The organism is Phytohalomonas tamaricis, from assembly GCF_003012345.1.
GTDB lineage: Bacteria > Pseudomonadota > Gammaproteobacteria > Pseudomonadales > Halomonadaceae > Phytohalomonas > Phytohalomonas tamaricis.
Window position 1 is genome coordinate 27,391 of the sequence record NZ_PVRV01000013.1, and the last position, 26,126, is coordinate 53,516.

Below are 26,126 nucleotides of genomic sequence, written 5' to 3' on the forward strand. Positions count from 1 at the left end.
GAGGTTATAGCAGTGGCTAAGGAAAAATTCGAACGTTCCAAACCGCACGTAAACGTCGGTACTATCGGTCACGTTGACCATGGCAAGACTACGTTGACTGCGGCTCTGACTCGCGTTTCTGCCGAGGTTTTCGGTGGCGACTGGCGTGCATTTGATACCATCGATAATGCTCCTGAAGAGCGTGAGCGTGGTATCACTATCGCAACAGCGCACGTTGAGTATCAGTCCGAAGCACGTCACTATGCACACGTTGACTGTCCGGGACACGCTGACTACGTCAAGAACATGATCACCGGTGCTGCGCAGATGGATGGCGCTATCCTGGTTTGTTCTGCTGCTGATGGCCCGATGCCGCAAACGCGTGAGCATATCCTGCTGTCTCGTCAGGTTGGCGTTCCGTACATTGTCGTGTTCCTGAACAAGGCTGACATGGTCGATGACGAAGAACTGCTTGAACTGGTCGAAATGGAAGTCCGTGAGTTGTTGAATGAGTATGACTTCCCTGGCGACGACACTCCGATCATCATCGGTTCTGCGTTGATGGCTCTGGAAGGCAAGGATGACAACGGTATGGGTACTACTGCCGTTGCCAATCTGATCAAGGCTCTTGACGACTATATTCCTGAGCCGGAGCGTGCTATTGATCGTCCGTTCCTGATGCCGATTGAAGACGTATTCTCAATCTCAGGCCGCGGTACCGTTGTGACCGGTCGTGTCGAGCGTGGTATCGTCAAGACGGGTGAAGAAGTCGAGATCATTGGTCTGCGTGACACCACCAAGACTACCGTTACCGGCGTTGAAATGTTCCGTAAGCTGCTCGACGAAGGTCGCGCGGGTGAAAACGTTGGCGCGCTGTTGCGTGGTACTAAGCGTGATGACGTCGAGCGTGGACAGGTTCTGGCTAAGCCCGGCTCTATCACTCCGCACACCAAGTTCGAATCTGAAATCTACATCCTGTCCAAGGAAGAAGGCGGTCGTCATACGCCTTTCTTCAAGGGCTATCGTCCGCAGTTTTACTTCCGTACCACTGACGTAACGGGTACTTGTGAACTGCCGGAAGGTGTCGAGATGGTAATGCCGGGTGATAACGTCCAAATGACTATCACGCTGATCGCTCCCATCGCTATGGAAGACGGTCTGCGCTTCGCTATCCGCGAGGGTGGTCGTACAGTTGGCGCCGGTGTTGTTGCCAAGATTATCGAGTAAGTTTTAAAACTGCTTGTACTGAAGGGGCTCCGAAAGGAGCCCCTTTGTCATGCATGTTTGACAGACGGTGTCAGCATGCATATAATGCGCATCCTTTCATGCGTGAGTGGACGGCTCGCGCCGTCACTATTCACTAGGCTGTAAGGCCGTTGGAGCTTTGGGCAAATGCAGAACCAGAAGATTCGCATTCGGTTGAAAGCGTTCGACCACCGCCTGATCGATCAGTCCGCTCAAGAAATCGTGGAAACCGCGAAGCGTACTGGGGCTCAGGTCCGTGGGCCGATCCCGCTGCCGACCAATCGGGAGCGTTATACTGTATTGATTTCACCGCACGTCAACAAAGATGCGCGTGATCAATATGAGATACGTACCCATAAGCGTGTACTTGATATCGTTGAGCCAACTGAAAAAACAGTTGATGCATTGATGAAATTGGACTTGGCCGCTGGTGTCGATGTCCAGATCAAGGTTGATTAACACTACACTAGTCACTATAGCGGCTGTCTTTTTGTAGATGACTCTGTAGAAAAAGAGCCGCCACGCCGTGATGGCGTTACACAATGTGCTAGTGGAATGCTCTGGAAAGGGCAGCCATAGCGGGTGATAGCCCCGTACACTAAGGAGACTGAACATGACTATCGGTTTAGTCGGTAAGAAGAGCGGTATGACCCGTATCTTCACCGAAGACGGCGCTTCTGTGCCTGTAACCGTTATTGAGGTTGAGCCTAACCGCGTGACTAGCGTGAAAACGCTTGAGTCTGATGGCTATCGCGCGGTCCAGGTAACAACTGGCTCCCGCAAAGCCAAACATCTGTCCAAGGCCGTCGCTGGTCAATATGCAAAGGCAGGTGTTGAGGCTGGTCGCTCCATGATGGAGTTTCGCCTTGTCGAAGGCGAAGATGATCCTCAGGTGGGTGGCGAATTCACCGTATCCCTCTTCGAAGCTGGTCAAAAGATTGATGTGACTGGCGTATCCAAGGGTAAGGGATTTGCTGGTGCTGTTAAGCGCTGGAATTTCCGTACTCAGGATATGACTCACGGTAACTCCCTCTCGCATCGGGCACCTGGTTCTATCGGCCAGTGCCAAACGCCAGGCCGTGTTTTTAAAGGCAAGAAAATGGCCGGTCAACTGGGTAATACCCGTGTAACCGTACAGAGCCTGGAAGTAGTGCGTGTCGATGCTGAGCGTAACTTGTTGCTGGTTAAGGGTGCCGTTCCTGGCGCAACCGGCAGTAATGTGATTGTGCGCTCTGCTGTCAAAGCTCGCTGAGGGGTAGAGGACCGATGAATCTGAATCTTGCAGGTGCAGATGCTGGAGCCGTCGAACTTTCCGACGTGACTTTCGGCAAAGAATTTAACGAGTCACTCGTGCATCAGGTTGTCACCGCCTATTTGGCCGGTGCACGCCAGGGTACTCGTGCGCAGAAAACTCGTTCTGATGTTAGCGGTGGTGGTAAGAAGCCGTTTCGTCAGAAAGGTACTGGTCGTGCTCGTGCCGGTACCATTCGTTCTCCGCTGTGGCGTACAGGCGGTGTTACCTTTGCGGCGCGTCCTCAAGACTTCTCGCAGAAGGTAAACCGTAAGATGTATCGCGCAGCAATGCGCTCTATCCTCTCCGAGCTGGTTCGTCAGGACCGTCTGGTGGCTGTTGATGCTTTTGCCGTCGAGACGCCTAAGACCAAGCAGTTGATTGCTAAGCTCAAGGACCTCGGCCTGGAAAAGGTGCTGATCGTCACTGAAGAAGTTGACGAGAATCTTTATCTGGCTGCGCGCAACATTCCTAATGTTGCAGTCGTGGATGCCGCAGCTGCGGATCCGGTCAGTCTGATTGCCTTCGACAAGGTGTTGATGACCGTCCCTGCTCTGCGCAAGTTCGAGGAGAAGCTGGGATGAATCAAGAGCGCGTATTCAAAGTGCTGCTCGGGCCGCACATGACCGAAAAAGCCGCTTTTGCAGCCGAGCACAACCAGTATGTGTTCAAGGTGGCAAGCGATGCGACCAAGCCTGAGATCAAAAAGGCTGTAGAAGCATTGTTCGGAAAGAAGGTTGATCGCGTCCAGGTGTTGAACATGAAAGGCAAAACTAAGCGTAGCGCGCGTGGCGAAGGTCGCCGCAGCGGTTATCGCAAAGCCTACGTGACCCTGGCTGCGGGCGAGACCCTCGAAGACTTCACTGGCGCCGAGTGAGGCAGGAGAACGGATCATGGCAGTAGTCAAGACTAAACCGACCTCAGCCGGTCGTCGCCATAAGGTGAAGATCGTCAATCAGGAGCTGTACAAAGGTCGCCCTTTCGAGGCGTTGACCGAGTCACAGTCCCGTAGTGGTGGTCGTAACAATAATGGTCGTATTACCACTCGCCACGTTGGTGGTGGTCATCGCCAGCAGTATCGCCTGGTTGATTTCAAACGCAACAAAGATGGCATTCCAGCTATCGTTGAGCGCATTGAATACGATCCTAACCGTAGTGCACACATTGCACTGCTTAAGTATATCGATGGTGAACGTCGCTACATTATTGCCCCCAAGGGCGTAGCGGCAGGTGATCGCCTCGAATCCGGTGTCAACGCTGCGATCAAGAGTGGTAATGCTCTCCCGCTGCGTAATATGCCACTGGGTGCGACGATTCACTGCATCGAACTGAAGCCGGGCAAGGGTGCTCAGATAGCGCGGAGTGCCGGCGCTAGTGCTCAGCTGGTTGCGCGTGAAGGTAACTACGCGACATTACGTCTGCGTTCTGGTGAGATGCGTCGTATTCTTTCTGAATGCCGCGCTACGTTGGGTGAAGTGGGCAACTCCGAGCATAGCCTGCGCCAGCTTGGCAAGGCCGGTGCAAAGCGCTGGAAAGGCGTGCGTCCGACGGTTCGTGGTGTTGCGATGAACCCGGTAGATCACCCACACGGCGGTGGTGAGGGTCGCACAAGCGGTGGCCGTCATCCTGTGTCGCCATGGGGCGTGCCTACCAAAGGTCACAAGACCCGCAAGAACAAGCGCACCGATAAGCTGATTGTCCGTCGCCGCAAGGCCAAGTAAGCGCCGCAAGGCCAAATTCAAGCAAGTTAAGGGGTAACGGCTGTGCCACGTTCACTTAAGAAAGGTCCTTTTATTGACCTTCATCTTTTGAAGAAGGTTGAGGCGGCTGTGGAAAAGAACGATCGCAAACCGATCAAGACTTGGTCGCGTCGTTCAATGATCCTGCCGAACATGGTAGGACTCACCATCGCCGTCCATAACGGTCGCCAGCATGTTCCGGTCTACGTCTCAGAAGAGATGGTCGGTCACAAGCTAGGCGAGTTCGCTGCCACCCGCACCTACCGCGGCCACGCGGCAGACAAGAAAGCCAAGCGGTAAGGGAGAGGACTATAAAATGGAAGAAGTAGCTGCAAAATTGCGCGGCGCTCGCCTGTCCGCCCAGAAGGCCCGTTTGGTGGCTGATCAGGTGCGGGGCAAGCCGGTCGCCGAAGCTCTAGACCTGCTGACATTCAGCCCGAAAAAGGCTGCCAAGCTGGTCAAGAAAGTGCTTCAGTCCGCTATTGCTAATGCGGAAGAAAACAACGGCATGGACATCGACGAGCTACGCGTCTCGACCATCTGTGTCGATGAGGGTATGACGCTGAAGCGTATCCAGCCGCGTGCCAAAGGCCGTGCGGATCGCATCCTGAAGCGCACTTGCCACATCACCGTCAAGGTAGCCGAGAAGTAGGAGTCGACCAGATGGGTCAGAAAGTACATCCAACAGGTATTCGCCTCGGGATCGTCAAGGACCATACATCGGTCTGGTACGCTGAGGGCCGCGATTACGCTGACAAGTTGAACAACGATCTTCAGGTGCGTCGCTTCCTGCAAGAGCGTTTGAAGAATGCATCACTTAGCCATGTTCAGATTGAGCGTCCGGCTAACAATGCCCGTATTACTATTCATACTGCCCGTCCGGGTATCGTGATTGGTAAGAAAGGTGAAGACGTCGATCGTCTGCGTCGTGATCTCACTCAGATGATGGGTGTGCCGGTGCATGTCAATATCGAGGAAGTTCGCAAGCCGGAACTTGACGCTCAACTGGTTGCGCAGAATATTGCTGGCCAGCTTGAACGCCGTGTGATGTTCCGTCGTGCCATGAAACGCTCTGTGCAGAACGCTATGCGTCTCGGCGCCAAGGGTATCAAGGTGCAACTGTCCGGACGTCTCGGTGGTGCTGAAATTGCCCGTACAGAATGGTATCGCGAAGGTCGTGTGCCGTTGCACACCCTGCGTGCTGATATCGACTACGCGACCTATGAAGCCCATACAACCTATGGCGTCATCGGCGTCAAGGTCTGGGTCTTCAAGGGTGAAATTCTTGGGGGCATCGAAGAGGTCCGGGCCAAGCAGAAACAGCCTCAGCCTGCGTCCGCACCTAAGAAGAAAGGTTCCAAGTAAGGGGGTAGTCGTCGATGTTACAGCCCAAGCGTACCAAATTCCGTAAGCAGCAAAAGGGCCGCAACCGCGGTCTCGCGCATCGCGGTAGTAGCGTGAGCTTCGGTGAATTCGGTCTCAAGGCCACTGGTCGTGGTCGTATCACCGCACGCCAGATTGAAGCCGGCCGTCGTGCGATTACTCGTCACGTAAAGCGCGGTGGGAAGATCTGGATTCGAGTTTTCCCGGATAAGCCAATTTCCGAGAAGCCGCTCGAAGTTCGTATGGGTAAAGGTAAAGGTTCCGTTGAGTATTGGGTTGCCCAGATTCAGCCGGGTAAAGTGCTCTACGAAATCGAAGGTGTATCTGAAGAGTTGGCGCGTGAAGCATTCTCGCTAGCTGCTCAGAAGATGCCTATTGCCACCATCTTTGTGAAACGGACGGTGATGTGATGAAAGCCCAGGAACTCCGTGATAAGTCAGTCGGATCGCTTCAGGAGCAGCTCTTTGAGCTTCTTCGTGAGCAGTTCAATCTGCGCATGCAGAAGGCAACTGGTCAGTTGAACCAGAGTCATCTGCTAAAACAGGTGCGCCGCGATATCGCTCGTGTGAAGACTGTGCTCAACGAGAAGTCAGGTAACTGATATGGCCGAAGAAAAGAAAGCACGTAGGCTCACCGGAAAGGTGGTGAGCGACAAGATGGAAAAATCCATCGTCGTGATGATTGAGCGCAGTGAGCGCCATCCCATCTACGGCAAATACGTAAAGCGCTCCACCAAACTGCACGCTCATGATGAAGCCAACCAGGCGAAACTTGGCGATACGGTCTCTATTGAAGAGTCCCGTCCTATCTCCAAGAAAAAAGCCTGGTCACTGGTTGAAGTGATCGAGCAGGCGAAGGGCTAAGCCCGGCAAGCGCAGTGCAGTCAGTGTAGGTTTGGAGAAAACCGATGATTCAGACTCAGACAATGCTGGATGTCGCCGACAACAGCGGCGCGCGCCGGGTCCAGTGCATTAAAGTGCTGGGCGGCTCTCACCGCCGTTACGCGCGCGTGGGCGACATCATTAAGGTGACGGTGAAAGAAGCTATTCCGCGTGGCCGTGTCAAGAAAGGCCAGGTGTTGAAAGCTGTAGTTGTGCGCACCAGAAGTGGTGTTCGCCGTCCCGATGGTTCACTCATCCGCTTCGATGGAAATGCGGCCGTTTTGTTGAACAACACCAACGAACAGCCGATCGGCACCCGTATTTTCGGACCGGTAACTCGTGAGCTTCGTACTGAGAAGTTCATGAAGATCATTTCCTTGGCGCCTGAAGTGCTGTAAGGAGCGAGGCGAATATGCGTAAGATTAAACGTGACGACGAAGTGATCGTCATCGCCGGCAAGGACAAGGGCAAGCGCGGTACCGTCAAGCGGGTACTCAAGGACGGCCGGTTTGTCGTCGCTGGTGTGAACATGATTAAGCGTCACACCAAGCCCAACCCGATGCTGGGCAACCAGGGGGGTATCGTCGAGCGTGAGGCTCCGATCCACGAATCCAACGTGGCGATCTTCAACCAGGAGACCGGCAAGGCGGATCGGGTCGGCTTTCAGGTGCAAGATGACGGTACCAAAGTCCGTATCTTTAAGTCGACGCAAAAGCAGATCGACGCCTAACGCGACTCGGGTGGCAACATGGCGAACTTGAAAGAACAGTATAGAAATGAGGTGATGGCCCAGCTCAAGGAGCAATTCGGCTACGCCAACGTGATGCAGGTGCCCAAGATCACGAAAGTGACGCTGAACATGGGTATTGGCGAAGCGACCAGTGACAAGAAGCTGATCGACAACGCCGCTGGTGATCTGGAGAAGCTTTCCGGTCAGAAGCCGATCGTGACCAAAGCACGCAAGTCAGTTGCGGGCTTCAAGGTCCGCGAAGGCTGGCCGATTGGCATCAAGGTCACTCTGCGTAGCGAACGCATGTGGGACTTCCTTGACCGTCTGGTCAATATTGCGATTCCACGTGTTCGTGACTTCCGTGGTCTCAACCCGAAGTCCTTTGACGGTCGTGGCAATTACTCCATGGGGGTTCGTGAGCAGATCATTTTCCCGGAGATCGAATATGATAAAATCGATCGCATTCGGGGCCTGGATATCACGATAACCACCAGCGCCAACACCGACGATGAAGGTCGTGCACTGTTGAGTGCGCTGAACTTCCCGTTCAAGAAATAAGGGTGAGATCATGGCAAAGAAAAGCATGATGGAGCGTGAGCTCAAGCGTACCCAACTGGTGCAGAAGTACGCCGGTCGTCGCGCTGAGCTCAAAGCCATCATTAACAATGTGAACGCTTCTGACGAAGAGCGCTTCGATGCGCAGCTGCAGTTACAGAAGCTGCCGCGTGACTCGAGCCCTGTACGCCAGCGTAATCGCTGCCGTATTACGGGCCGTCCGCATGGCTTCTACAACAAGTTCGGGCTTGCCCGTAACATGCTGCGTGAAGCCGCTATGCGTGGTGACGTTCCCGGCCTGACCAAGTCCAGCTGGTAACCACGTTAATCAGGAGCGCAACAAATGAGCATGCAAGACACTCTATCGGATATGCTGACACGTATCCGTAATGCGCAGTTAGCCACTAAGGAAACGGTTTCCATGCCGTCTTCCAAACTCAAGATTGAGGTGGCTCGCGTGTTGAAAGAAGAGGGTTATATTGCAGAGTATGCGGTGGAAGAAAGTGAGAAACCGCAGCTTTCTGTAACTCTGAAGTATTTTGAAGGTAAGCCGGTCATCGAGCACCTGCAGCGCGTTTCTAAGCCGTCACTGCGTATCTATAAGGGCAAAGGTGAGTTGCCTACGGTCGCAGACGGCTTGGGCGTAGCGATCGTTTCCACCTCTAAAGGCGTGATGACTGATCGCGCGGCGCGTCAAGCCGGCGTCGGCGGTGAAGTCATCTGCACCGTATTCTAGGAGTGAGAAATGTCTAGGATCGCAAAATATCCGGTTAAACTGCCAAATGGCGTCGAAGTCAAGATCGAAGGTGATAAGCTGACCGTTAAAGGTGGTCAGGGTCAGCTTGAGCTGGACGTGCATCAAGACGTTATTGTTGGGCAGGAAGAAGGAACGCTGACGTTCAAGCCTAGTGAAGAAGCTAAGGATTGGGCGATGGCTGGTACTACTCGTGCATTGGTCAACAATATGGTTGTGGGCGTTTCTGAAGGGTTTACCAAAACTCTTGAGATCAACGGTGTAGGTTATCGTGCCCAGGCTAGCGGCCAGTCCATCAATCTAACGCTCGGCTTTTCTCATCCGGTCGATTACACGTTGCCTCAGGGTGTTACCGCGGAAACACCGCGTAATACTACGATCGTGCTGAAAAGCGCGGACAAGCAGCGTCTCGGCCAGGTGGCGGCAGAAATTCGTGCTTTCCGTCCGCCCGAGCCCTATAAGGGCAAGGGTATCCGGTACAGCGACGAACAGGTTCGCCGTAAAGAAGCCAAGAAGAAGTAAGGCAGGGTTATGAACGCGAAGAAAGAATCTCGTCTCCGTCGTGCCCGCCGCACGCGTGCCAAAATCCGCGAGTTGGGTGTCGATCGTTTGTGTGTCAACCGCACACCGCGTCACATGTATGCCCAAATTATTTCCGCCGATGGTGGACGTGTGCTGGTTAGCGCATCCACTTTAGACAAGTCGCTGCGTGAAGCAGCGACTGGTAATGCGGAAGCCGCCGCCAAGGTCGGCTCGCTTTTGGCCGAGCGCGCGAAAGAAGCGGGTATCACTGAAGTTGCCTTCGACCGTTCCGGGTACAAGTACCACGGTCGCGTCAAGGCCCTCGCTGACGCCGCGCGTGAAGGCGGCCTGCAATTCTAAAGGGTTTTACGATGGCGAATAACGAACAGAAAGGCAGCGGTGAACTGCAAGAAAAACTTGTGCAGATCAACCGTGTCGCCAAAGTGGTCAAAGGTGGTCGAATCTTCGGCTTCACCGCTTTGACCGTTGTTGGCGATGGCAAGGGTCGTATAGGCTTCGGTCGTGGCAAGGCGCGTGAAGTGCCTGTTGCGATCCAGAAGGCTATGGACCAAGCACATCGCAACATGATCAAGGTCGAACTCAAGGGTAATACGCTGCAGTACCCGGTACGCGCCAATCATGGTGCTTCCAAGGTTTATATGCAGCCTGCATCCGAAGGTACTGGGATCATCGCCGGTGGTGCGATGCGCTCAGTGCTTGAGTTGGCCGGTGTTCATGACGTTCTGGCCAAGTGCTATGGCTCGACCAATCCGGTTAACGTTGTGCGTGCTACCGTCAAAGGTTTGGCATCTATGCGCTCGCCTGAAGACGTCGCGGCCAAGCGTGGCCTCTCCGTTGAAGCGATTACGGGGTAAACATCATGTCAGCCAAGCTTAAGATTACCCAGATCCGTAGCACTATCGGTACGATGGAAAAGCATAAGGCTACTATTCGTGGTCTTGGCCTTCGTCGTATCGGTCATACTGTCGAACTGGAAGATACCCCTGCCGTCCGCGGTATGATCCACAAGGTAAATTACCTTGTGCGCGTTGAGGGAGAGTAATCCATGAAACTTAATAGCCTGAGCCCGGCACCGGGTTCCAAGCACGCTGAAAAGCGCGTGGGTCGTGGCATTGGCTCCGGTCTGGGTAAGACCGGTGGCCGTGGTCACAAAGGCCAGAAGTCTCGTAGTGGTGGCACGGTCAAGCCAGGTTTCGAAGGTGGTCAGATGCCTTTGCAGCGTCGTCTGCCGAAATTTGGTTTTACCTCAATGAAGTCACTGGTTTCTGAAGAGGTTCGCCTCTCTGAGCTGGCCAAGGTTGATGGCGAAGCTGTCACTCTTGAGACATTAAAGAAAGCCAATGTACTTAGGGATGATACGCAATTTGCGAAAATCATTCTGTCTGGTGAGCTGAGTAAAGCGGTTACGGTGCGTGGTCTCAAAGTCACCAAAGGTGCGCGAGGCGCCATTGAAGCCGCTGGCGGTAAGGTAGAGGACTAATGGCTAAGTCAGGAAATGTACCGGCAAATATGCAGAGTGGCTTGAGTGAACTTTGGGCTCGCCTGCGTTTCGTATTCATCGCGATCGTGGTGTACCGTATCGGTGCCCATATTCCGGTGCCCGGTATTAATCCTGACCAGCTCGCTGCCCTCTTCAGAGAGAACCAGGGCACCATCCTGAGCCTGTTTAACATGTTTTCGGGTGGTGCGCTGGAGCGCATGAGTATCTTCGCGTTGGGTATAATGCCTTATATTTCTGCGTCGATAATCATGCAGCTCCTGACCGTGGTCTCACCTCAACTGGAGCAGCTGAAAAAGGAAGGTGAGGCCGGCCGCCGTAAGATCAGTCAGTACACGCGCTACGCCACAGTGGTGCTGGCCCTGATCCAATCGATCGGCATGGCAGTGGGACTGGTCGGAAACGGAGTGGCCTATAGCGCTAGCTTCAGCTTCTATTTTACCGCCGTTGCGACGCTTGTTGCTGGTGCTGTCTTCTTGATGTGGTTGGGTGAACAGATCACGGAGAAGGGCATTGGTAATGGCATATCGTTAATCATTTTTTCCGGTATTGTTGCCGGTTTGCCCAGTGCGGTAGGCCAGGCTTTTGAGCTGGCAAGAAATGATGGCGCATGGAATGTTCTTCCGATTTTGGCATTAGCTGTACTAGCAATTGCGACAGTCGCTTTCGTGGTCTTTATCGAGCGCGGCCAGCGCCGCATTACGGTAAATTACCCGCGGCGTCAGGTAGGAAACAAGATGTATGCTGGTCAGAGCAGTTACTTACCGATGAAGGTCAATATGGCGGGCGTCATTCCGCCGATCTTCGCTTCGAGCATCCTGCTTTTTCCTGCTTCGATTGGCCAGTGGTTTGGTCAGGGTGAGGGGATGCAGTGGCTTCAGACAATGTCTCAGGCACTTGGGCCAGGGCAACCGCTCTATATCTTGCTTTTCGCAATAGCCGTAGTATTCTTCTGCTTTTTTTATACGGCACTGGTCTTTAATCCTAAAGACGTCGCCGATAATTTAAAGAAATCGGGTGCTTTCCTACCGGGCATACGCCCGGGTGAACAGACGTCTCGTTACATTGATAAAGTAATGACTCGGCTGACCTTGTTTGGTGCTCTCTACATCACGCTGGTCTCCTTGATGCCGCAGTTCCTGATGGTGGCATGGCAGGTGCCGTTTTATTTCGGCGGAACGTCATTGCTGATCGTCGTGGTAGTCATCATGGACTTCATGGCGCAGGTGCAGTCGCATCTGATGTCTCATCAATATGAGTCAGTGATGAAGAAGTCCAACCTCAAAGGGTATGGTAGCGGCGGCATCATGCGCTGATATGCCTATGAGCTATTTGGAGTGAACCATGAAAGTTCGAGCTTCAGTTAAGAAAATCTGCCGTAATTGCAAAATTATTCGGCGCCGTGGCGCGGTACGTGTTATCTGCACTGAGCCACGTCATAAGCAGCGCCAAGGTTAAACTTGGCACTGTATTAGGTTGGGTGTCGCATACCTCTTGCCCTTTTGGGGGTGAAGGGGTATGCTGTTGCGCCTTTTGTAGATGATTAACCGAGCAAGCCGCTCAATATTCGGAGTAAGCTGATGGCCCGTATTGCAGGCGTCAATATCCCGGACAACAAGCATGCGGCGATCTCGCTGACCTATATCTACGGGATTGGCCGTACTCGCGCACAGCAAATTTGTGCTGCAGTCGGTATCGCACCGAATCTCAAGATCGGCGATTTTACTGCCGAGCAACTTGATGAAGTGCGTGCCGAAGTTGGCAAATATACCGTAGAGGGCGACCTTCGCCGTGAGATCACGCTTAATATTAAGCGTCTCATGGACTTGGGTGTCTATCGTGGTCTGCGCCATCGTCGTGGTCTTCCGCTGCGTGGTCAGCGTACTAAGACCAATGCGCGTACCCGTAAGGGACCGCGTAAACCGATTCGCAAATAACGCACGTTCTGGCGTTTAGACAGGAAACATCAACATGGCTAACCCGCGCAGTAACCGGAAAAAGGTTAAAAAGCAGGTTGTGGATGCGGTTGCCCACATTCATGCCTCTTTTAACAATACGATCGTGACGATCACAGACCGCCAGGGCAATGCCCTTTCATGGGCCACTGCCGGTGGTTCGGGTTTTCGTGGTTCTCGTAAGAGCACCCCGTTCGCAGCCCAAGTGGCAAGCGAACGTGCAGCAACTGCTGCAGCCGAGTATGGTGTGAAAAACGTCGACGTGCTGGTCAAGGGCCCGGGGCCCGGCCGTGAGTCCGCCGTGCGTGCATTGAATGCCGCCGGTTTCCGCGTGCAAAGCATTACCGACGCGACTCCCGTTCCTCATAACGGGTGCCGCCCGCCGAAGAAACGCCGCGTTTAAGGAGACGGACTTATGGCACGTTATACTGGACCGAAGTGCAAACTGTCTCGTCGCGAAGGCACCGATCTCTTTCTAAAGAGTGGTGTTACAGCATTCGAGAAGAAGTGCAAATCTGAACAGCCCCCCGGCCAACATGGCCAGCGCCGTCAACGTCTTTCAGACTACGGCATGCAGTTGCGTGAAAAGCAGAAAGTACGTCGTATGTATGGTGTGCTTGAAAAGCAATTCCGCAATTATTACAAGGAAGCTGCTCGCCTGAAAGGGGCGACCGGTGAAGTACTGCTCCAGCTACTGGAAACCCGGCTGGATAACGTGGTTTATCGCATGGGCTTTGGCTCTACCCGTGATGAATCACGACAGCTGGTCAGCCACAAGGCGATCGCCGTGAATGGTCGCACTGTCAACGTGCCTTCCTACAAGGTCAAGGCAGGTGATGTGATTACCGTTCGTGAAAAGGCCAAGAACCAGTCCCGTATTCAACATGCGTTGGAGCTGTCTGCCAATCGTGGCGACGTGGCCTGGGTCGATGTCGACTCCAAGAAGATGGAAGGCACTTTCAAGGCTTTGCCTGAACGCGGCGATCTGTCTGCCGACATCAACGAAAACCTGATCGTCGAGCTGTACTCCAAGTAATCCCATACGTGACTTCGAGTATTTGTTTGGCAGCCTGAAAGGTGTTCTTATGCAGCGTTCAGTGACAGAGTTTCTCCGTCCTCGCGACATCAAGGTCGAAGAGATCAACGCGCACCACGCGAAGATCGTGCTTGAGCCGTTCGAGCGCGGTTTCGGCCATACCCTGGGGAATGCTCTGCGTCGCATCCTTTTGTCTTCCATGCCCGGCTGTGCCGTGGTGGAAGCCGAGATCGAAGGCGTTCTTCATGAGTACAGCGCCATTGAAGGGGTTCAGGAAGATGTAATTGAAATTCTTCTGAATCTCAAGGACGTGGCCATCAAAATGCATGGTCGCGACGATGCTGTACTGACGCTGAACAAGCAGGGTCCAGGTGTAATGACGGCTGGCGATATTGCTGGCGATCATGATATTGAAATTGTCAATCCCGATCATGTCATTGCTCACTTGAACGATGGCGTCGAGTTGAAGATGCAGCTGCGTGTTATGCGTGGCCGTGGTTACGAGCCGGCAGATGCCCGCGCTCAAGCCGACGATGAATCCCGTGCTATTGGTCGTCTACAGTTGGATGCGACTTATAGCCCGGTTCGCCGTGTGTCTTATTCGGTTGAAGCCGCTCGTGTCGAGCAGCGTACCGACCTCGACAAGCTAGTTATCGATCTGGAAACTGACGGTACCCTGGATCCTGAAGAGGCGATTCGCCGCTCCGCTACCATTCTACAGGAGCAGCTTGCCGCCTTCGTCGATCTGGAAGCTGATAAAGAGCAGGAAGTCGAAGAGGAAGAGGATCAGATTGATCCTATTCTGCTGCGTCCCGTAGACGATCTCGAGTTAACCGTCCGCAGTGCTAACTGTCTCAAAGCCGAGAATATTTATTATATCGGGGATCTTATCCAGCGCACGGAAGTGGAGCTGTTGAAGACGCCGAATCTTGGCAAGAAGTCCTTGAACGAAATCAAGGATGTTCTTGAGGCACGTGGCCTGTCGCTCGGCATGCGGCTTGAAAGCTGGCCGCCGGCGAGCCTGAAAGACGACAAGGCCTCCGCCTGAACGGGTGACTCGAGTTCAAGATTGGTAAGGAATCACAACCATGCGTCATCGTAAGAGTGGTCGTCACCTAAGTCGTACGAGCTCGCATCGCCATGCCATGTTCAAGAATATGTGCGTGTCTTTGGTCGAGCATGAAATGATCAAAACCACTTTACCTAAGGCCAAGGAACTGCGTCGTCATATCGAGCCGCTGATCACCCTGGCCAAGAACGACAGCGTCGCTAATCGTCGTCTGGCGTTCAACCGTACGCGCTCCAAGGCTGCGGTAGGTAAGCTCTTTAATGAGCTGGGCCCACGCTACACCAACCGTCCTGGCGGTTATGTACGTGTTCTCAAGTGCGGCTTCCGTCCGGGCGATAATGCGCCTATGGCGTATGTCGAATTGGTAGATCGTCCTGTTGCTGCTGAAGCGAGCGGGGACGAGTAAAATTAAAACTCGTCTGATCTACAACGAAAGCCGGCCTTCAAGGTCGGCTTTTTTATTTACAGATTGGGGTACTGTAGCGCGCAACTATAAAAAACTTACAGGTGCTCACTATGAAGAAATGTAGGTTCGTAGATGGATTTTGCTCGAACTGTGAAGGTGAACTGCCGTTTGAGTTCACCATGGCATTTCAGCCGATCGTCAACCTCAATACTAGGACTCTTCATGCATATGAAGCTCTTGTTAGAGGCGTGAATGGGGAATCGGCTCACTCGATTATTTCGCAAGTGACAGCTGATCTTCTCTATCGTTTCGATCAGGCTTGTCGTATCAAAGCGCTAGACTTGGCTGAAAAATTGGGTATGACAACGAGCCTCTCGATCAATTTCTTGCCAAATGCAGTTTATGAGCCACGTTCATGTATCCACGCGACTTTGAAGTTAGCAAAGGAGCTGGGATGGCCAACTGAACGTTTGATCTTTGAAATTACAGAAGTTGAGCAAGTGCGTGATCGTCAACATCTGCGCCGAATCGTTGACGCGTATAGAGAAATGGGCTTTTTCGTTGCGCTTGATGATTTCGGTTCCGGCTATTCCAATCTTGATATGCTTATTGATTTGACACCGCAGTATCTCAAGCTTGACCGTGATCTTGTGCATGACGTTGTCCATGATGTGCGTCGGCAAATATTAATCGAGACTACCATTGCCTTGGCTGATCGATTGGATATGAATCTGATTGCTGAAGGCGTTGAAACTCAAGAAGAAGCTCAATGGCTATATGAACGAGGAATCTATCTTCACCAAGGATTCTATTACGCAAGGCCTGCTATAGAGGCATTGGTTCCTTGTGATGATAATTGGTTCAGTTTCATGGCTAATAAGAATGCTTGACGCACACTAAAAAGGCTCCTGCTGGAGGAGCCTGTATGCTGTGTATAAATGTGATGCTCACTACCGCTGTTGTTTGAGCAGAGGCGCAAGGAATTGACCGGTGTGCGAATGCTCTAGCGCGGCGACTTCTTCTGGTGTGCCTTCAGCAATGATACGGCCACCACCAGCTCCACCTTCAGGGCCGAGATCGATCAACCAGTCGGCGGTCTTGATCACATCAAGGTTGTGCTCAATCACAACAATCGAATTGCCATGATCGCGTAGCTTGTGCAGCACGGTGAGTAACTGACGAATATCCTCGAAATGGAGCCCTGTTGTCGGTTCATCGAGTATATATAAGGTTTTGCCGGTGTCACGCTTGGCAAGCTCACGTGCCAGCTTGACGCGCTGTGCCTCGCCACCAGATAGCGTTGTTGCACTTTGCCCCAAGCGGACATAAGACAGCCCGACATCAATTAGCGTTTGTAGCCGTCTCGCTATAGCCGGTACCGGGCTGAAATATTCAAGAGCTTCCTCTACCGTCATTTCTAAAACTTCATTGATGTTCTTGCCTTTGTACTCGACTTCAAGCGTTTCACGATTGTAGCGCTTGCCCTTGCAAACATCACAAGGGACATAAATATCTGGTAGAAAATGCATCTCTACCTTGATCATGCCTTCGCCCTGACAGGCTTCACAACGCCCCCCTTTGACGTTAAAGCTGAAGCGCCCCGGCTTGTAGCCTCGGGCACGTGCCTCCTGAGTACCGGCAAATAGCTCACGAATCGGCGTGAATATTCCGGTGTAGGTTGCAGGGTTTGAGCGCGGCGTACGACCTATAGGGCTTTGATCGATATCAATGATTTTATCGAGATGATCAAGCCCTTTGATGGTCTTGTAGGGCGCTGGGGTCAGGGTTGTCGCCTTATTCAGCTCGCGAGCCGCTATCGGCATCAGCGTGGAGTTGATCAGGGTTGATTTGCCTGAACCTGAGACACCGGTAACGCAGACGAACAAACCAAGTGGCAGCGTTAGATCAACCTCATCAAGGTTATTACCACTGGCGCCGAGCAGCTGGATTACGCGGTCTTGGTCGACAGGATGGCGTTGTTCAGGTACCTCAATACGGCGTGCACCGGAAAGGTACTGCCCGGTCAACGATTCGGGAGCCTGTTCAATCTGCAAAGGCGTACCTTGAGCGACAATAGTGCCGCCATGGACGCCAGCACCTGGGCCGATATCAAGCACGTGGTCAGCGGCACGAATGGCGTCTTCATCATGTTCGACAACAATGACGGTATTACCCAAGTCTCGCAGATGAACCAGTGTCTTCAGCAAGCGATCGTTATCACGCTGATGTAACCCAATGGATGGCTCATCAAGAATATACATAACGCCAACCAGGCCGGCACCGATTTGACTGGCTAGGCGGATGCGCTGTGCTTCTCCACCGGAAAGGGTATCGGCACTACGCTCCAGTGTCAGATAATCGAGACCGACATTGACAAGAAACTCAAGGCGGCTGGCAATTTCATAGACAATTTTGGCAGCAATCTCGCCTTTGCGACCCGGTAACGATAACGTCTTGTACAGATCCCAAGCCTCACCGATAGGCATACGCACGATATCAGGTAAGCTGCGATTATCGATAAATACGTGACGTGCCTCTTTGCGTAGACGGCTCCCATGGCAGGTTGGACAGGGCTGTACGGAAAGGTATTTGGCCAGATCGTCACGGACCATGCTTGATTCAGTCTCGCGAAAGCGACGATTCATATTAGGTAGTACACCCTCGAAAGGATGCTCGCGTACTACCTTACGGCCACGGTCGCTGACATAGTTGAACGCAATCGTTTCACGCCCGCTACCATGAAGCACAATGTCACGAATGCGCTGTGACAGCTTGTGCCATGGCGTTTCCAGTGTGAAATCGTAGTGGCTGGCTACGGCCTCAAGCTGATTGAAATAATAGACACTGCGTCTATCCCAGCCCTTGATAACGCCTTCAGCCAGCGACAGTTCATCCTGTCGGATCAATTTGTCAGAATCGAAATACTGATGGACCCCGAGACCGTCACAGCCAGGGCAGGCTCCCGCTGGATTATTGAATGAAAACATGCGCGGTTCGAGTTCGGCGATGGAATAACCACATATCGGGCAGGCAAAACGTGATGAGAAGATGATGTCATCACGCTCTCCATCCATGAAATGAAGTATTGCCGTTCCATCGGCGAGATTTAACGCTGTTTCAAATGACTCGGCCAAGCGCTGCTGAAGATCACTGCGGATCTTAACGCGATCGACCACAACGCTAATGTCATGCTTTTTGTTCTTTTCCAGGGCAGGAATTTCATCAAGCTCATAGGTCGTACCATTGACGTGGGCACGCACAAAACCTTGCGCACGGAGTTCGGCTAGTAGCTGTTGATGCTCACCCTTGCGTCCCTTGATCACGGGGGCAAGCAGCATAACCCGCGAGCCTTCTGGCAAGGCCAGCGTCTGATCGACCATCTGAGAAACAGTTTGTGCTTCAAGATCTAAATCATGCTCAGGGCAGCGCGGCGTGCCCGCGCGAGCGAAGATCAGGCGCAGATAGTCATAAATCTCGGTAATGGTACCGACCGTAGAGCGTGGATTATGTGACGTCGATTTCTGTTCAATTGAAATAGCAGGAGATAAGCCTTCGATGTGATCGACATCGGGCTTTTCCATCATCGACAGAAATTGACGTGCATAAGTCGAGAGCGACTCAACGTAACGGCGCTGGCCTTCGGCATAGAGGGTGTCGAAGGCTAGAGAGGACTTTCCTGAACCAGAAAGACCCGTAATCACGATAAGCTTGTCACGGGGCAGTTCAACGTCGACATTCTTCAAGTTGTGAGTGCGCGCACCGCGCACCAAGATTCGATCCATACCTACCTCGTAACCGGACTGAATTAATAACTATAGGCGGTCATCTAAAGTAGCCGCAAAAGTCGGTCGCATTTCAATGTTGGTGGCAAATCGGTAAAATATAGACAAGGGAAAGTAGCTTGAAACGCTTCTCTCCTACCGTTGAGCATAAAGCTGGATAGCGCAGCCATTTTTCCGCATGTCATACCGTTCTTGGGCGTCATACGGCGAAGGCGTTCTCAACGGGTGATCCGAGTTTATAATCCTACCTCATTCGCCTTGCCAGGTGGTGGTATTGCAGTTTGGGTAAGGCACGCGGATAGTGCAGCTAGCTGATCATTCATACAGTAATTATACACGATTCTGTCAACGCCCTTTCGACGACTCGTCGCACGTAGTAAAAAGTCAGGCGCGTAGCGCCGCTAGGCAAAGGAGAAAGTCATGGCCCGTGGGGTGAACAAAGTCATCTTGATCGGTAATCTCGGCCAGGATCCAGAGGTGCGTTTCTTGCCATCCGGTAGCCCAGTATGCAATTTACGTTTGGCAACAACGGATACTTGGACGGACCGCCAAAGTGGCCAGCGTCAAGAGCGTACCGAGTGGCATAGTGTAGTAATGTTTAACAAGCTGGCCGAAATTGCGCAGCAATACGTTAAAAAAGGGTCCCGTCTTTACATTGAGGGCCGGTTACAAACGCGTAAATGGCAGGGGCAGGACGGTCAGGATCGTTATTCAACTGAGATCGTTGCTAACGATATGCAGATGCTCGATTCGCGTTCCGGGCAGCAGGGTGGCGATTATAGTGGCGCTCAGCAAAGCTACAATAGTGCTCCTCCCAGTTATAACCAAGGCAGTCAAGGCGGCGCTGGCCAGGAAAGTTACGGCAATAATCAAGGTAACTACAGCGGTTCGAACCGCTCGAGTGGTCAGCAGAGCGGAAATAATGCTCCAAGCCGTAATGATCAGGGGGCACCTAGTCCCGGAAGTTTTGATGATTTCGATGATGAAATCCCCTTCTAGCGTTGAACCCTCGATTGTAGATGTAAAGTTTTAGCTTAAAAGCCCCGCTATGCGGGGCTTTTGTGCTTAGAGAGTCTGCTCCAAGAGGGTGGTGATCTGCCATGTACTATTTCTTAGCTGAGAGATGGTTGTCTAAGATCTTGGCGGCAGTTAGAAAAGTCCGCAGTTAATGCGCCTTCGCACCTTCGATGGCGCGTTAATTTCCATACTGCCCAGCGGTGGTTAAATGAACTGTGCTGCAAGGCGCGTTGCGCATATCCCCTACGAAGTGATGTCGCGTTGAACTAATATTCTGTAAGGTAGCGCTTTTATATGCCTTGTTAATGGGCATGTTAACCATAACGATGCCGCATCTGATATGTTGCATAGATTCAGCAATGGTGCGGGTGACGAGTCTTGTAGTGATGAGCTATTGCGCTTTTTTTTCATCGTTTCATTATTTTAAGTTCCAACCGTGAAGCTTTTAATTCTTAATGCCGCCCACTGTCTGGCCCATGCGCTGGTACGTGAAAGCTGTCGACGTACAGATGTTGAGTTGCAGGTTGAGGACAGTATGCACTGCAGTGTTGAGTTATTAAGTGAGCTAGCTCCAGACGCTGTTATTGTCCCCCCACTGGGTGCGCCTGCTGATATTGAACCTGCAATAGTGAATGCGCATGCCGAGGCAGTTGAAGCAACGCTGGACGCCTGTCTTGCATGCGATGTGCCTCTGGTCTGGTGTGTGAGTGATCAGATGTATGAAAGTGGCGGGGCTACAGCCATTGAGGAAACTATGGTACCGGCGCCTCGTGATGAGGCGCTGCGACGACTCGTTATCACCGGTAACCGGATACGTGCTCACTTACCACGTCATCTTATCGTGCGGATTGGGCCGCTGTTTGCCCTCGAAGGGAGCGATGCTTGGCTGCCTGATCTTCTCGCCAAGCTGCTAAGCGGAGAAAGCATTCGTTCTGCGGAGGATGTAATTATATGTCCAACCGCCGCTGAAGCGTTGGCTATGGCTTTGCTGGGGATGCTTCAGCAGCAATCATGTGGGGCGGATTCCTGGGGAGCCTATCATCTCGCCGGTACCGAGCCGGTCAGCGCTTTTACCTTCACTTCCGTAGTAAGAACACAGCTCGATACTCGTCTATCCGGTATGGGAGAAAGTGTGGAACTGGCGGATGTCATTGCACTGCGCCTGCATCCCGATTATCCGATGCGTCGCGTACTCAACTGTCGACGCATGCTGGAAACGTTTGGTGTCCACCAGAAACCATGGCGTCTGGAGCTCGACCGCTTGCTGGATCAATGGTGTCGAGAGCGTAGTGAGGAGAGCGAACGATGAATGCACTGCGCAGCCTGATCTTTTACATTGGCTACGTGCTTGCCATCATATTGTCTTTTTTGACACTGGTGCCTGTAGCACTTTGCTTGCCGCTCAAGATGCGTTTCAAGGCGCTCAATCTTTATAACCGCTTTATTATCTTCTGGCTTCGCTTGGTATGTGGCATACGCTACACAATCGAAATGCCCGAGCCCTTGCCTGAGGGACCCTGTGTATTGCTTTCCAATCATCAAAGTGAGTGGGAAACGATTTATTTGCAGTTACTCAAGCCGCCTGTCTGCACCGTGTTGAAAAAGGAACTGCTGCGAGTGCCGGTTTTTGGATGGGCACTGCGTTTGCTGGAGCCTATCCCGCTTGATCGTTCCAAACCCTCTAGTGCATTGAAACAGGTTTTCCGTGAAGGGGCTCAGCGTCTTCAAGACGGATTGTCGATTTTGATCTTTCCGGAGGGGACGCGGGTTCCGCCGGGAGCGCGTAAGCGTTTCAATAAAAGTGGCGTGCACATTGCCTGCCGTGCCGGCGTACCGGTAATTCCCATTGCGCATAATGCCGGTGAATACTGGCCAAGTCGTACCTGGATCAAGTCGCCGGGGCGCTTGACGCTGGTTGTAGGTCCAGCAATTCCTACCAAAGGGCGTACACCGGATGAGGTGGCTGCATACGTGGAAGGGTGGATTGAGGATCAGTTGCGTCGCATCTCTGACGTGCCAAGACCTGACGCCGCTGAAGAAGCAGCCAGAATCGGCGTGTGAGATTTAATACGCAATGCTACTCATGTAAAAGAAGGCGCTCAGTGAGCGCCTTCTTTAATTACTATTTACAGCTTGCAGCGTTTACTTAATCTCAATCATCCAAGCGTTCAAATACCAAGCTGGCATTTGTGCCACCAAAGCCGAAGCTATTGGAAAGGACACGTTTGAGTTGAACATTGTCACGGCGTTGCGTAACGATGTCGAAACCTTCGGCTTCTGGATCAAGCTCATCGACGTTGGCAGATGCGCAGATGAAGTTATGCTGCATCATTAAAAGCGAATAGATCGCCTCCTGAACGCCTGCAGCGCCCAGCGAGTGGCCGGTCAGTGATTTCGTAGAGCTGAGCGGTGGCGCTTTACCCTCGAAGGCGGTATGCAGGGCCTTGAGCTCATAAATGTCACCCACCGACGTTGAGGTGCCATGTGTGTTGACGTAATCAATGGGGCCAGTGACATGGGTAAGTGCCTGCTGCATGCAGCGCATGCCACCTTCCCCTGATGGTGCGACCATGTCGTAGCCATCAGAAGTAGCACCATAGCCGACTACTTCTGCATAGATTTTGGCGCCACGGGCACGTGCATGCTCAAGCTCTTCAAGCACTATAATGCCACCGCCGCCGGCTATGACGAAGCCATCACGCGCTTTGTCATACGGACGTGAGGCCTTTTCCGGTGAGTTATTGTACTCGGTCGAAAGAGCGCCCATGGCATCGAAGAGACATGACAAGGTCCAGTGCTCTTCTTCTCCGCCCCCAGCGAACACCACATCCTGCTTACCCAACTGAATCTGTTCGATCGCACTACCGATACAGTGAGCCGATGTCGCGCAAGCAGACGAGATAGAGTAGTTGACTCCTTTAATGGCAAAAGGAGTAGCTAGGCAGGCCGACACTGTACTTCCCATCGTACGGGTAACACGATAGGGACCTACACGGCGCAACCCTTTTCCGCGCAGAACATCAGCGGCTTCAACTTGGTTTGATGATGAAGCGCCTCCCGATCCAGCAATGAGACCGGTACGAGCATTTGACACTTGTTCATGTGTCAAACCGGCATCCTCAATGGCCTGCTGCATCGATATATAGGCATAAGCTGCTGCATCACCCATGAAACGCAGCTGCTTTCGATCGATCAACGCTTCAAGATCAATATCGACAACACCTGCAACATGGCTGCGCATGCCGTGCTCGACATACTCTTCGCGAAAACGTATACCCGAACGCCCTTGCTTGAGCGCATCCAGTACTTGACGTTGGTCATTGCCTAGGCAGGAGACAATACCTAGGCCGGTGACTACCACTCGTCGCATGGGAGCCTCCCGATTAAAAGTTCGCAGTAGAGGTGAACAGACCGACGCGCAAGTCGTTGGCCTGATAGATATCTTGCCCGTCCACGGACACCGTGCCGTCGGCGATGCCCAGGATAAGCCGGCGAGTAATTACACGTTTCATATTAATATGATAGGTGACCTTTTTGGCGCTTGGCAGTATCTGGCCGGAGAATTTTACTTCTCCACAACCTAGTGCTCGTCCGCGCCCTGGGTTGCCGAGCCAGCCGAGGTGAAAACCTACAAGCTGCCACATGGCATCTAGGCCCAGACAGCCAGGCATGACCGGATCGCCGGGGAAATGGCACTGAAAAAACCACAGGTCCGGATGAATATCCAGCTCAGCAATCAGCTCGCCTTTGCCATATTGGCCACCCTGTTCCTGAATATGGGTGACGCGGTCAAGCATCAGCATGTTCGGTGCTGGCAGCTGTGCGTTACCAGGGCCGAAGAGTTCGCCTTGACTGCAGCTAAGCAGTTCATCGCGTGAAAAAGAGTGTTGCTTGGTCACTGACTCATTCCGAGATTCGAATTGGTTGTGCTCTGTCTCCGGAGCGCGTCCTAGTCTACTGATAGACAGTGGGGAATGCACGTTAAGCCCAGAGGTTGGCCGCTTGCAAATCAAAGCACATGATTATGACACATTTACATTGCATGCTTCGATGCAAATTTACTGCTATATCATGTAGAAGGATATTACCGTATATGTGCATTGACTGTGTTTATCTGCGCAAAGTAGCTGTCTTTCACTGCATCAAGCTTGGCGTGCAGCCTGGACAGGGTGAAATTAACAGGGTTGGTCTTTCTCAGTGGCCGAAGATAATTCATGCCGCTGGCTGTGACGCCCATGTTATCGCTCTCTAATAACAGTGTTACGCCATACTGTTAAGTTGATGTGAACACATCACTTCAAAAAGGATAAACGGCTATTTACACAAAAGGCGATGAGCGGTCTTCGCGTTGTGGCGGACAATAACGGTGCTGAACAATTCAATCAGGTGATATTACGGAGCAGTGCAACACTCTTCCAAGTAGGCAGCCTATACAAGGTCCAGCTGAACTACGCGCATGAGGCCAATAAGATACTATTAATCTTAAAGAGAAGGGCGTGAGAATAACCTCATGACGCGCTGACAGATTGGCTTAACGGTGGCTAATTTTGTTGCTCAATTTGTCTGCTGAAATACTGTTAGGAGCATATTACTTCCCATAGCGTGTCCTAACTTATCAATGCATGCAAATGCGATACGGAATGGGCAAAATTGTCATCAAGCATGACGATATTTGAGCCCTCAAGATCTAGTGCGCGGATTCGAATCACTGGACCACTGAGGCAAAGTGGAACATTAAGCTGCTCGGTTACTTGGGGTAATTGTCGACGTATCAGATCGGTGCGCTCAGCTTGGCTGCCCACAAGAATGATGGCATCAGCGCCGCAACGCTCCGCTGCCCACGGCAATTTGGCCATCGGAATGGCGCGATCAAAAAAGGTAATGTGGAATCCGCCCACACTTGCAGTAAACGCCATTAATAGCAGGCGTAACATACTTGGGTCGGCAGGCAGGCGACTCAGTAGCAGGCGAGGCTCGTGAAGCTCAAGGTTCCCATGATAGAGACGCAAGCCCAGGCGGGTCCGCAGGAATGCTTCAAAAAAACTCTGTTGAACGCTGGCGCCGAAGTCATCTTTACCTTGTTCTTCAAGATGTTCAACAACGGGTCGCCATAAGCGTGAAATAGCCGTGCTAACCGGATAAAGGCCCATGCTCTTGGTGAATAAGGCATCAAGACGCGTCGTATCAAGAGCTTCGATGGCCTCAATTGCTGTGAGGCAGCGCGTATGCCAGTCGGTATCCTCGGGAGGAGGTGTGGCAAGCGCTTCTTCCTGCTTGGGGGCTGGCTGGTCAAGTAGCTCACTTACTTGGCTTACTGATACGCCTCGATTGAGCCACTGCAGGATACGCTGTACGCGCTCGATGTCTCCTCGAGCATAAAGCCTGTGCCCTTTAGGTGTCCGTCGCGGCTGAATAAGGCCGTAACGACGCTCCCACGCACGTAAAGTAACGGAATTTACGCCTGTAAGCCTTGAAACCTCTCGTATGGGATAAAGAGGGCCTCCTGCTGTCTCCATTACTTGTTCTGTCATTTAACCGGCCTCCATTGCCATTTGTACAAGATGTTAAAAGCGTGTTCATCTTGAGTGGCTAGGCAAGAAAATGAACCCGAAACGTCGCCAACACTAAGTTTATAAGGTGAGTGATTGTTCACTTTAAAACCTCATCACCCTCAAGGATATCTTGAATTATTGTACATATTAACAGTTGTGTACAAATCGAATTCATATCTAGTGGCTGGTTTCTTCTACAATATTCACAATGGCATTAGTAAACGCCTGATGCTGGCCTACCGGTTCAAGCAGGGATAACGATACTTTGGGGTAATGCTGGTTTAACGCCTCAAGCTGGGCGGGTACATCTTCACGTAGATGTCTTCCGGCAGCAAAAAACAATGGAAGAATATCAAGCGTATCAAACCCTTCCTTACTTAATTCTTCGACTACAGTCTCAAGCGAGGGCTCACATAATTCCATGTAGGCGAGTCTTAAACGTGTCGATACGCGTGGTTTAAGCTGGCTTTCAAGCGCTTCGAAAGGAGCCTGCCAGCGTGAATCAGGTGAGCCGTGGGCAAGCAGAATCAAGGCCTTGTTCATGTTGTTTGTCCTCTTAGCAATTTTTGCCATTCCTCTGACGCTGTCTGGCATAACGTCAAGGAATGCGCGGGTGCATTTTGCTCGTCATCACCGCTCGGCGGTAATTCAATGGGCTGCTGCGACACCTGGTGGCGCAGGCTCATGTACAGTTTATGCCCAACGATATAC

38 protein-coding genes are annotated in these 26,126 nt (G+C 52.3%); 33 read left to right on the forward strand and 5 right to left on the reverse strand.

Annotation, left to right across the window (positions count from 1 at the left end; genetic code table 11):
* The first annotated feature begins 12 nt into the window (after window positions 1-12).
* The 30 genes from tuf to C3Z11_RS00425 all read left to right on the forward strand — a co-directional run bounded on the left by tuf (window position 13) and on the right by C3Z11_RS00425 (window position 15,954).
* Window positions 13-1,206 carry an elongation factor Tu gene (gene tuf / locus C3Z11_RS00280; protein WP_106475535.1) on the forward strand — a complete coding sequence of 398 codons (1,194 nt, stop codon included), beginning with the start codon at window positions 13-15 and terminating at the stop codon, window positions 1,204-1,206.
* Between the two features lie 165 nt (window positions 1,207-1,371).
* Entirely contained in the window at window positions 1,372-1,683 is a 312-nt protein-coding gene (gene rpsJ / locus C3Z11_RS00285) for a 30S ribosomal protein S10 (protein WP_106475536.1), read from the forward strand.
* Window positions 1,684-1,837: 154 nt separating this feature from the next.
* A complete protein-coding gene (gene rplC, locus C3Z11_RS00290) occupies window positions 1,838-2,476 on the forward strand; it encodes a 50S ribosomal protein L3 (protein WP_106475537.1) in 639 nt (212 codons plus the stop codon).
* A 14-nt stretch (window positions 2,477-2,490) separates the two neighbouring features.
* The gene (rplD, locus tag C3Z11_RS00295) at window positions 2,491-3,099 is read left to right on the forward strand and encodes a 50S ribosomal protein L4 (RefSeq protein WP_106475538.1); all 609 of its coding nucleotides are present in this window, start codon (window positions 2,491-2,493) and stop codon (window positions 3,097-3,099) included.
* Window positions 3,096-3,392, forward strand: a complete 297-nt coding sequence (gene rplW / locus C3Z11_RS00300; protein WP_106475539.1) for a 50S ribosomal protein L23 — start codon at window positions 3,096-3,098, stop codon at window positions 3,390-3,392. The genes rplD and rplW overlap by 4 nt, the downstream gene beginning before the upstream one ends.
* A gap of 16 nt (window positions 3,393-3,408) precedes the next feature.
* On the forward strand, window positions 3,409-4,236 hold the full coding sequence (gene rplB, locus C3Z11_RS00305) for a 50S ribosomal protein L2 (RefSeq protein WP_106475540.1): 828 nt from the start codon (window positions 3,409-3,411) through the stop codon (window positions 4,234-4,236).
* Window positions 4,237-4,278: 42 nt separating this feature from the next.
* Window positions 4,279-4,554, forward strand: a complete 276-nt coding sequence (gene rpsS / locus C3Z11_RS00310) for a 30S ribosomal protein S19 (protein WP_027349299.1) — start codon at window positions 4,279-4,281, stop codon at window positions 4,552-4,554.
* A 16-nt stretch (window positions 4,555-4,570) separates the two neighbouring features.
* Complete coding sequence (rplV, locus tag C3Z11_RS00315; protein WP_106475541.1) at window positions 4,571-4,906, forward strand: 50S ribosomal protein L22; 336 nt, start codon at window positions 4,571-4,573, stop codon at window positions 4,904-4,906.
* Between the two features lie 11 nt (window positions 4,907-4,917).
* Window positions 4,918-5,619 carry a 30S ribosomal protein S3 gene (gene rpsC, locus C3Z11_RS00320; RefSeq protein WP_106475542.1) on the forward strand — a complete coding sequence of 234 codons (702 nt, stop codon included), beginning with the start codon at window positions 4,918-4,920 and terminating at the stop codon, window positions 5,617-5,619.
* 14 nt (window positions 5,620-5,633) lie between these two features.
* Window positions 5,634-6,047, forward strand: a complete 414-nt coding sequence (rplP, locus tag C3Z11_RS00325) for a 50S ribosomal protein L16 (protein WP_106475543.1) — start codon at window positions 5,634-5,636, stop codon at window positions 6,045-6,047.
* Entirely contained in the window at window positions 6,047-6,238 is a 192-nt protein-coding gene (gene rpmC / locus C3Z11_RS00330; protein ID WP_106475544.1) for a 50S ribosomal protein L29, read from the forward strand. The genes rplP and rpmC overlap by 1 nt, the downstream gene beginning before the upstream one ends.
* Before the next feature lies 1 nt (window position 6,239).
* On the forward strand, window positions 6,240-6,500 hold the full coding sequence (gene rpsQ / locus C3Z11_RS00335) for a 30S ribosomal protein S17 (protein ID WP_106475545.1): 261 nt from the start codon (window positions 6,240-6,242) through the stop codon (window positions 6,498-6,500).
* Between the two features lie 44 nt (window positions 6,501-6,544).
* Window positions 6,545-6,916: a 50S ribosomal protein L14 gene (rplN, locus tag C3Z11_RS00340; RefSeq protein WP_106475546.1), complete on the forward strand. Its 372-nt coding sequence runs from the start codon at window positions 6,545-6,547 to the stop codon at window positions 6,914-6,916.
* A 14-nt stretch (window positions 6,917-6,930) separates the two neighbouring features.
* Complete coding sequence (rplX, locus tag C3Z11_RS00345) at window positions 6,931-7,248, forward strand: 50S ribosomal protein L24 (RefSeq protein WP_106475547.1); 318 nt, start codon at window positions 6,931-6,933, stop codon at window positions 7,246-7,248.
* Between the two features lie 18 nt (window positions 7,249-7,266).
* Window positions 7,267-7,806 (forward strand): 50S ribosomal protein L5, encoded by a 540-nt coding sequence (rplE, locus tag C3Z11_RS00350; protein ID WP_106475548.1) that lies wholly within the window; start codon window positions 7,267-7,269, stop codon window positions 7,804-7,806.
* A gap of 10 nt (window positions 7,807-7,816) precedes the next feature.
* The gene (gene rpsN / locus C3Z11_RS00355; RefSeq protein ID WP_106475549.1) at window positions 7,817-8,122 is read left to right on the forward strand and encodes a 30S ribosomal protein S14; all 306 of its coding nucleotides are present in this window, start codon (window positions 7,817-7,819) and stop codon (window positions 8,120-8,122) included.
* 24 nt (window positions 8,123-8,146) lie between these two features.
* Entirely contained in the window at window positions 8,147-8,539 is a 393-nt protein-coding gene (gene rpsH, locus C3Z11_RS00360; RefSeq protein ID WP_106475550.1) for a 30S ribosomal protein S8, read from the forward strand.
* A gap of 9 nt (window positions 8,540-8,548) precedes the next feature.
* Window positions 8,549-9,079, forward strand: a complete 531-nt coding sequence (gene rplF / locus C3Z11_RS00365; protein ID WP_106475551.1) for a 50S ribosomal protein L6 — start codon at window positions 8,549-8,551, stop codon at window positions 9,077-9,079.
* A gap of 9 nt (window positions 9,080-9,088) precedes the next feature.
* Window positions 9,089-9,439, forward strand: coding sequence for a 50S ribosomal protein L18 (gene rplR, locus C3Z11_RS00370; protein WP_106475552.1), 351 nt, complete (start codon window positions 9,089-9,091; stop codon window positions 9,437-9,439).
* 11 nt (window positions 9,440-9,450) lie between these two features.
* Window positions 9,451-9,954: a 30S ribosomal protein S5 gene (gene rpsE, locus C3Z11_RS00375; protein ID WP_106475553.1), complete on the forward strand. Its 504-nt coding sequence runs from the start codon at window positions 9,451-9,453 to the stop codon at window positions 9,952-9,954.
* A gap of 5 nt (window positions 9,955-9,959) precedes the next feature.
* The gene (rpmD, locus tag C3Z11_RS00380; protein WP_106475554.1) at window positions 9,960-10,142 is read left to right on the forward strand and encodes a 50S ribosomal protein L30; all 183 of its coding nucleotides are present in this window, start codon (window positions 9,960-9,962) and stop codon (window positions 10,140-10,142) included.
* 3 nt (window positions 10,143-10,145) lie between these two features.
* Window positions 10,146-10,580 (forward strand): 50S ribosomal protein L15, encoded by a 435-nt coding sequence (gene rplO, locus C3Z11_RS00385; protein WP_106475555.1) that lies wholly within the window; start codon window positions 10,146-10,148, stop codon window positions 10,578-10,580.
* Window positions 10,580-11,914, forward strand: coding sequence for a preprotein translocase subunit SecY (gene secY, locus C3Z11_RS00390; protein WP_106475556.1), 1,335 nt, complete (start codon window positions 10,580-10,582; stop codon window positions 11,912-11,914). Before rplO ends, secY begins: the two co-directional genes overlap by 1 nt.
* Window positions 11,915-11,942: 28 nt before the next feature.
* Window positions 11,943-12,056, forward strand: coding sequence for a 50S ribosomal protein L36 (gene rpmJ, locus C3Z11_RS00395; protein ID WP_077373351.1), 114 nt, complete (start codon window positions 11,943-11,945; stop codon window positions 12,054-12,056).
* A 122-nt stretch (window positions 12,057-12,178) separates the two neighbouring features.
* A complete protein-coding gene (rpsM, locus tag C3Z11_RS00400; protein ID WP_106475557.1) occupies window positions 12,179-12,535 on the forward strand; it encodes a 30S ribosomal protein S13 in 357 nt (118 codons plus the stop codon).
* 34 nt (window positions 12,536-12,569) lie between these two features.
* Window positions 12,570-12,956, forward strand: coding sequence for a 30S ribosomal protein S11 (gene rpsK, locus C3Z11_RS00405; protein ID WP_011505752.1), 387 nt, complete (start codon window positions 12,570-12,572; stop codon window positions 12,954-12,956).
* A 12-nt stretch (window positions 12,957-12,968) separates the two neighbouring features.
* Window positions 12,969-13,589: a 30S ribosomal protein S4 gene (gene rpsD / locus C3Z11_RS00410; RefSeq protein WP_106475558.1), complete on the forward strand. Its 621-nt coding sequence runs from the start codon at window positions 12,969-12,971 to the stop codon at window positions 13,587-13,589.
* 49 nt (window positions 13,590-13,638) lie between these two features.
* Window positions 13,639-14,637 (forward strand): DNA-directed RNA polymerase subunit alpha, encoded by a 999-nt coding sequence (locus C3Z11_RS00415; RefSeq protein ID WP_106475559.1) that lies wholly within the window; start codon window positions 13,639-13,641, stop codon window positions 14,635-14,637.
* A gap of 40 nt (window positions 14,638-14,677) precedes the next feature.
* Window positions 14,678-15,064: a 50S ribosomal protein L17 gene (gene rplQ, locus C3Z11_RS00420; RefSeq protein WP_106475560.1), complete on the forward strand. Its 387-nt coding sequence runs from the start codon at window positions 14,678-14,680 to the stop codon at window positions 15,062-15,064.
* Window positions 15,065-15,174: 110 nt separating this feature from the next.
* Complete coding sequence (locus C3Z11_RS00425) at window positions 15,175-15,954, forward strand: EAL domain-containing protein (RefSeq protein WP_106475561.1); 780 nt, start codon at window positions 15,175-15,177, stop codon at window positions 15,952-15,954.
* A 60-nt stretch (window positions 15,955-16,014) separates the two neighbouring features.
* On the opposite strand, the gene uvrA is transcribed toward C3Z11_RS00425, so the two are convergent.
* Entirely contained in the window at window positions 16,015-18,846 is a 2,832-nt protein-coding gene (gene uvrA, locus C3Z11_RS00430; protein WP_106475562.1) for an excinuclease ABC subunit UvrA, read from the reverse strand.
* Between the two features lie 420 nt (window positions 18,847-19,266).
* Here uvrA and ssb point away from each other — a divergent pair, with 420 nt between their 5' ends.
* The 3 genes from ssb (at window position 19,267) to C3Z11_RS00445 (ending at window position 21,924) form a co-directional block, all read left to right on the forward strand.
* Window positions 19,267-19,845 carry a single-stranded DNA-binding protein gene (gene ssb / locus C3Z11_RS00435; protein ID WP_106475563.1) on the forward strand — a complete coding sequence of 193 codons (579 nt, stop codon included), beginning with the start codon at window positions 19,267-19,269 and terminating at the stop codon, window positions 19,843-19,845.
* Between the two features lie 454 nt (window positions 19,846-20,299).
* Window positions 20,300-21,172 carry a sugar nucleotide-binding protein gene (locus C3Z11_RS00440; RefSeq protein ID WP_106475564.1) on the forward strand — a complete coding sequence of 291 codons (873 nt, stop codon included), beginning with the start codon at window positions 20,300-20,302 and terminating at the stop codon, window positions 21,170-21,172.
* Complete coding sequence (locus C3Z11_RS00445) at window positions 21,169-21,924, forward strand: lysophospholipid acyltransferase family protein (RefSeq protein ID WP_106475565.1); 756 nt, start codon at window positions 21,169-21,171, stop codon at window positions 21,922-21,924. The genes C3Z11_RS00440 and C3Z11_RS00445 overlap by 4 nt, the downstream gene beginning before the upstream one ends.
* 91 nt (window positions 21,925-22,015) lie before the next feature.
* On the opposite strand, the gene fabB is transcribed toward C3Z11_RS00445, so the two are convergent.
* The 4 genes from fabB to C3Z11_RS00465 form a co-directional block, all read right to left on the reverse strand.
* Window positions 22,016-23,233: a beta-ketoacyl-ACP synthase I gene (gene fabB / locus C3Z11_RS00450; RefSeq protein ID WP_106475566.1), complete on the reverse strand. Its 1,218-nt coding sequence runs from the start codon at window positions 23,231-23,233 to the stop codon at window positions 22,016-22,018.
* Window positions 23,234-23,246: 13 nt separating this feature from the next.
* Window positions 23,247-23,762 (reverse strand): 3-hydroxyacyl-[acyl-carrier-protein] dehydratase FabA, encoded by a 516-nt coding sequence (gene fabA / locus C3Z11_RS00455; protein ID WP_106475567.1) that lies wholly within the window; start codon window positions 23,760-23,762, stop codon window positions 23,247-23,249.
* Between the two features lie 708 nt (window positions 23,763-24,470).
* Window positions 24,471-25,394 (reverse strand): MerR family transcriptional regulator, encoded by a 924-nt coding sequence (locus tag C3Z11_RS00460; RefSeq protein WP_106475568.1) that lies wholly within the window; start codon window positions 25,392-25,394, stop codon window positions 24,471-24,473.
* A 198-nt stretch (window positions 25,395-25,592) separates the two neighbouring features.
* On the reverse strand, window positions 25,593-26,009 hold the full coding sequence (locus C3Z11_RS00465) for a sirohydrochlorin chelatase (RefSeq protein ID WP_317450647.1): 417 nt from the start codon (window positions 26,007-26,009) through the stop codon (window positions 25,593-25,595).
* Window positions 26,010-26,126: the final 117 nt, after the last annotated feature.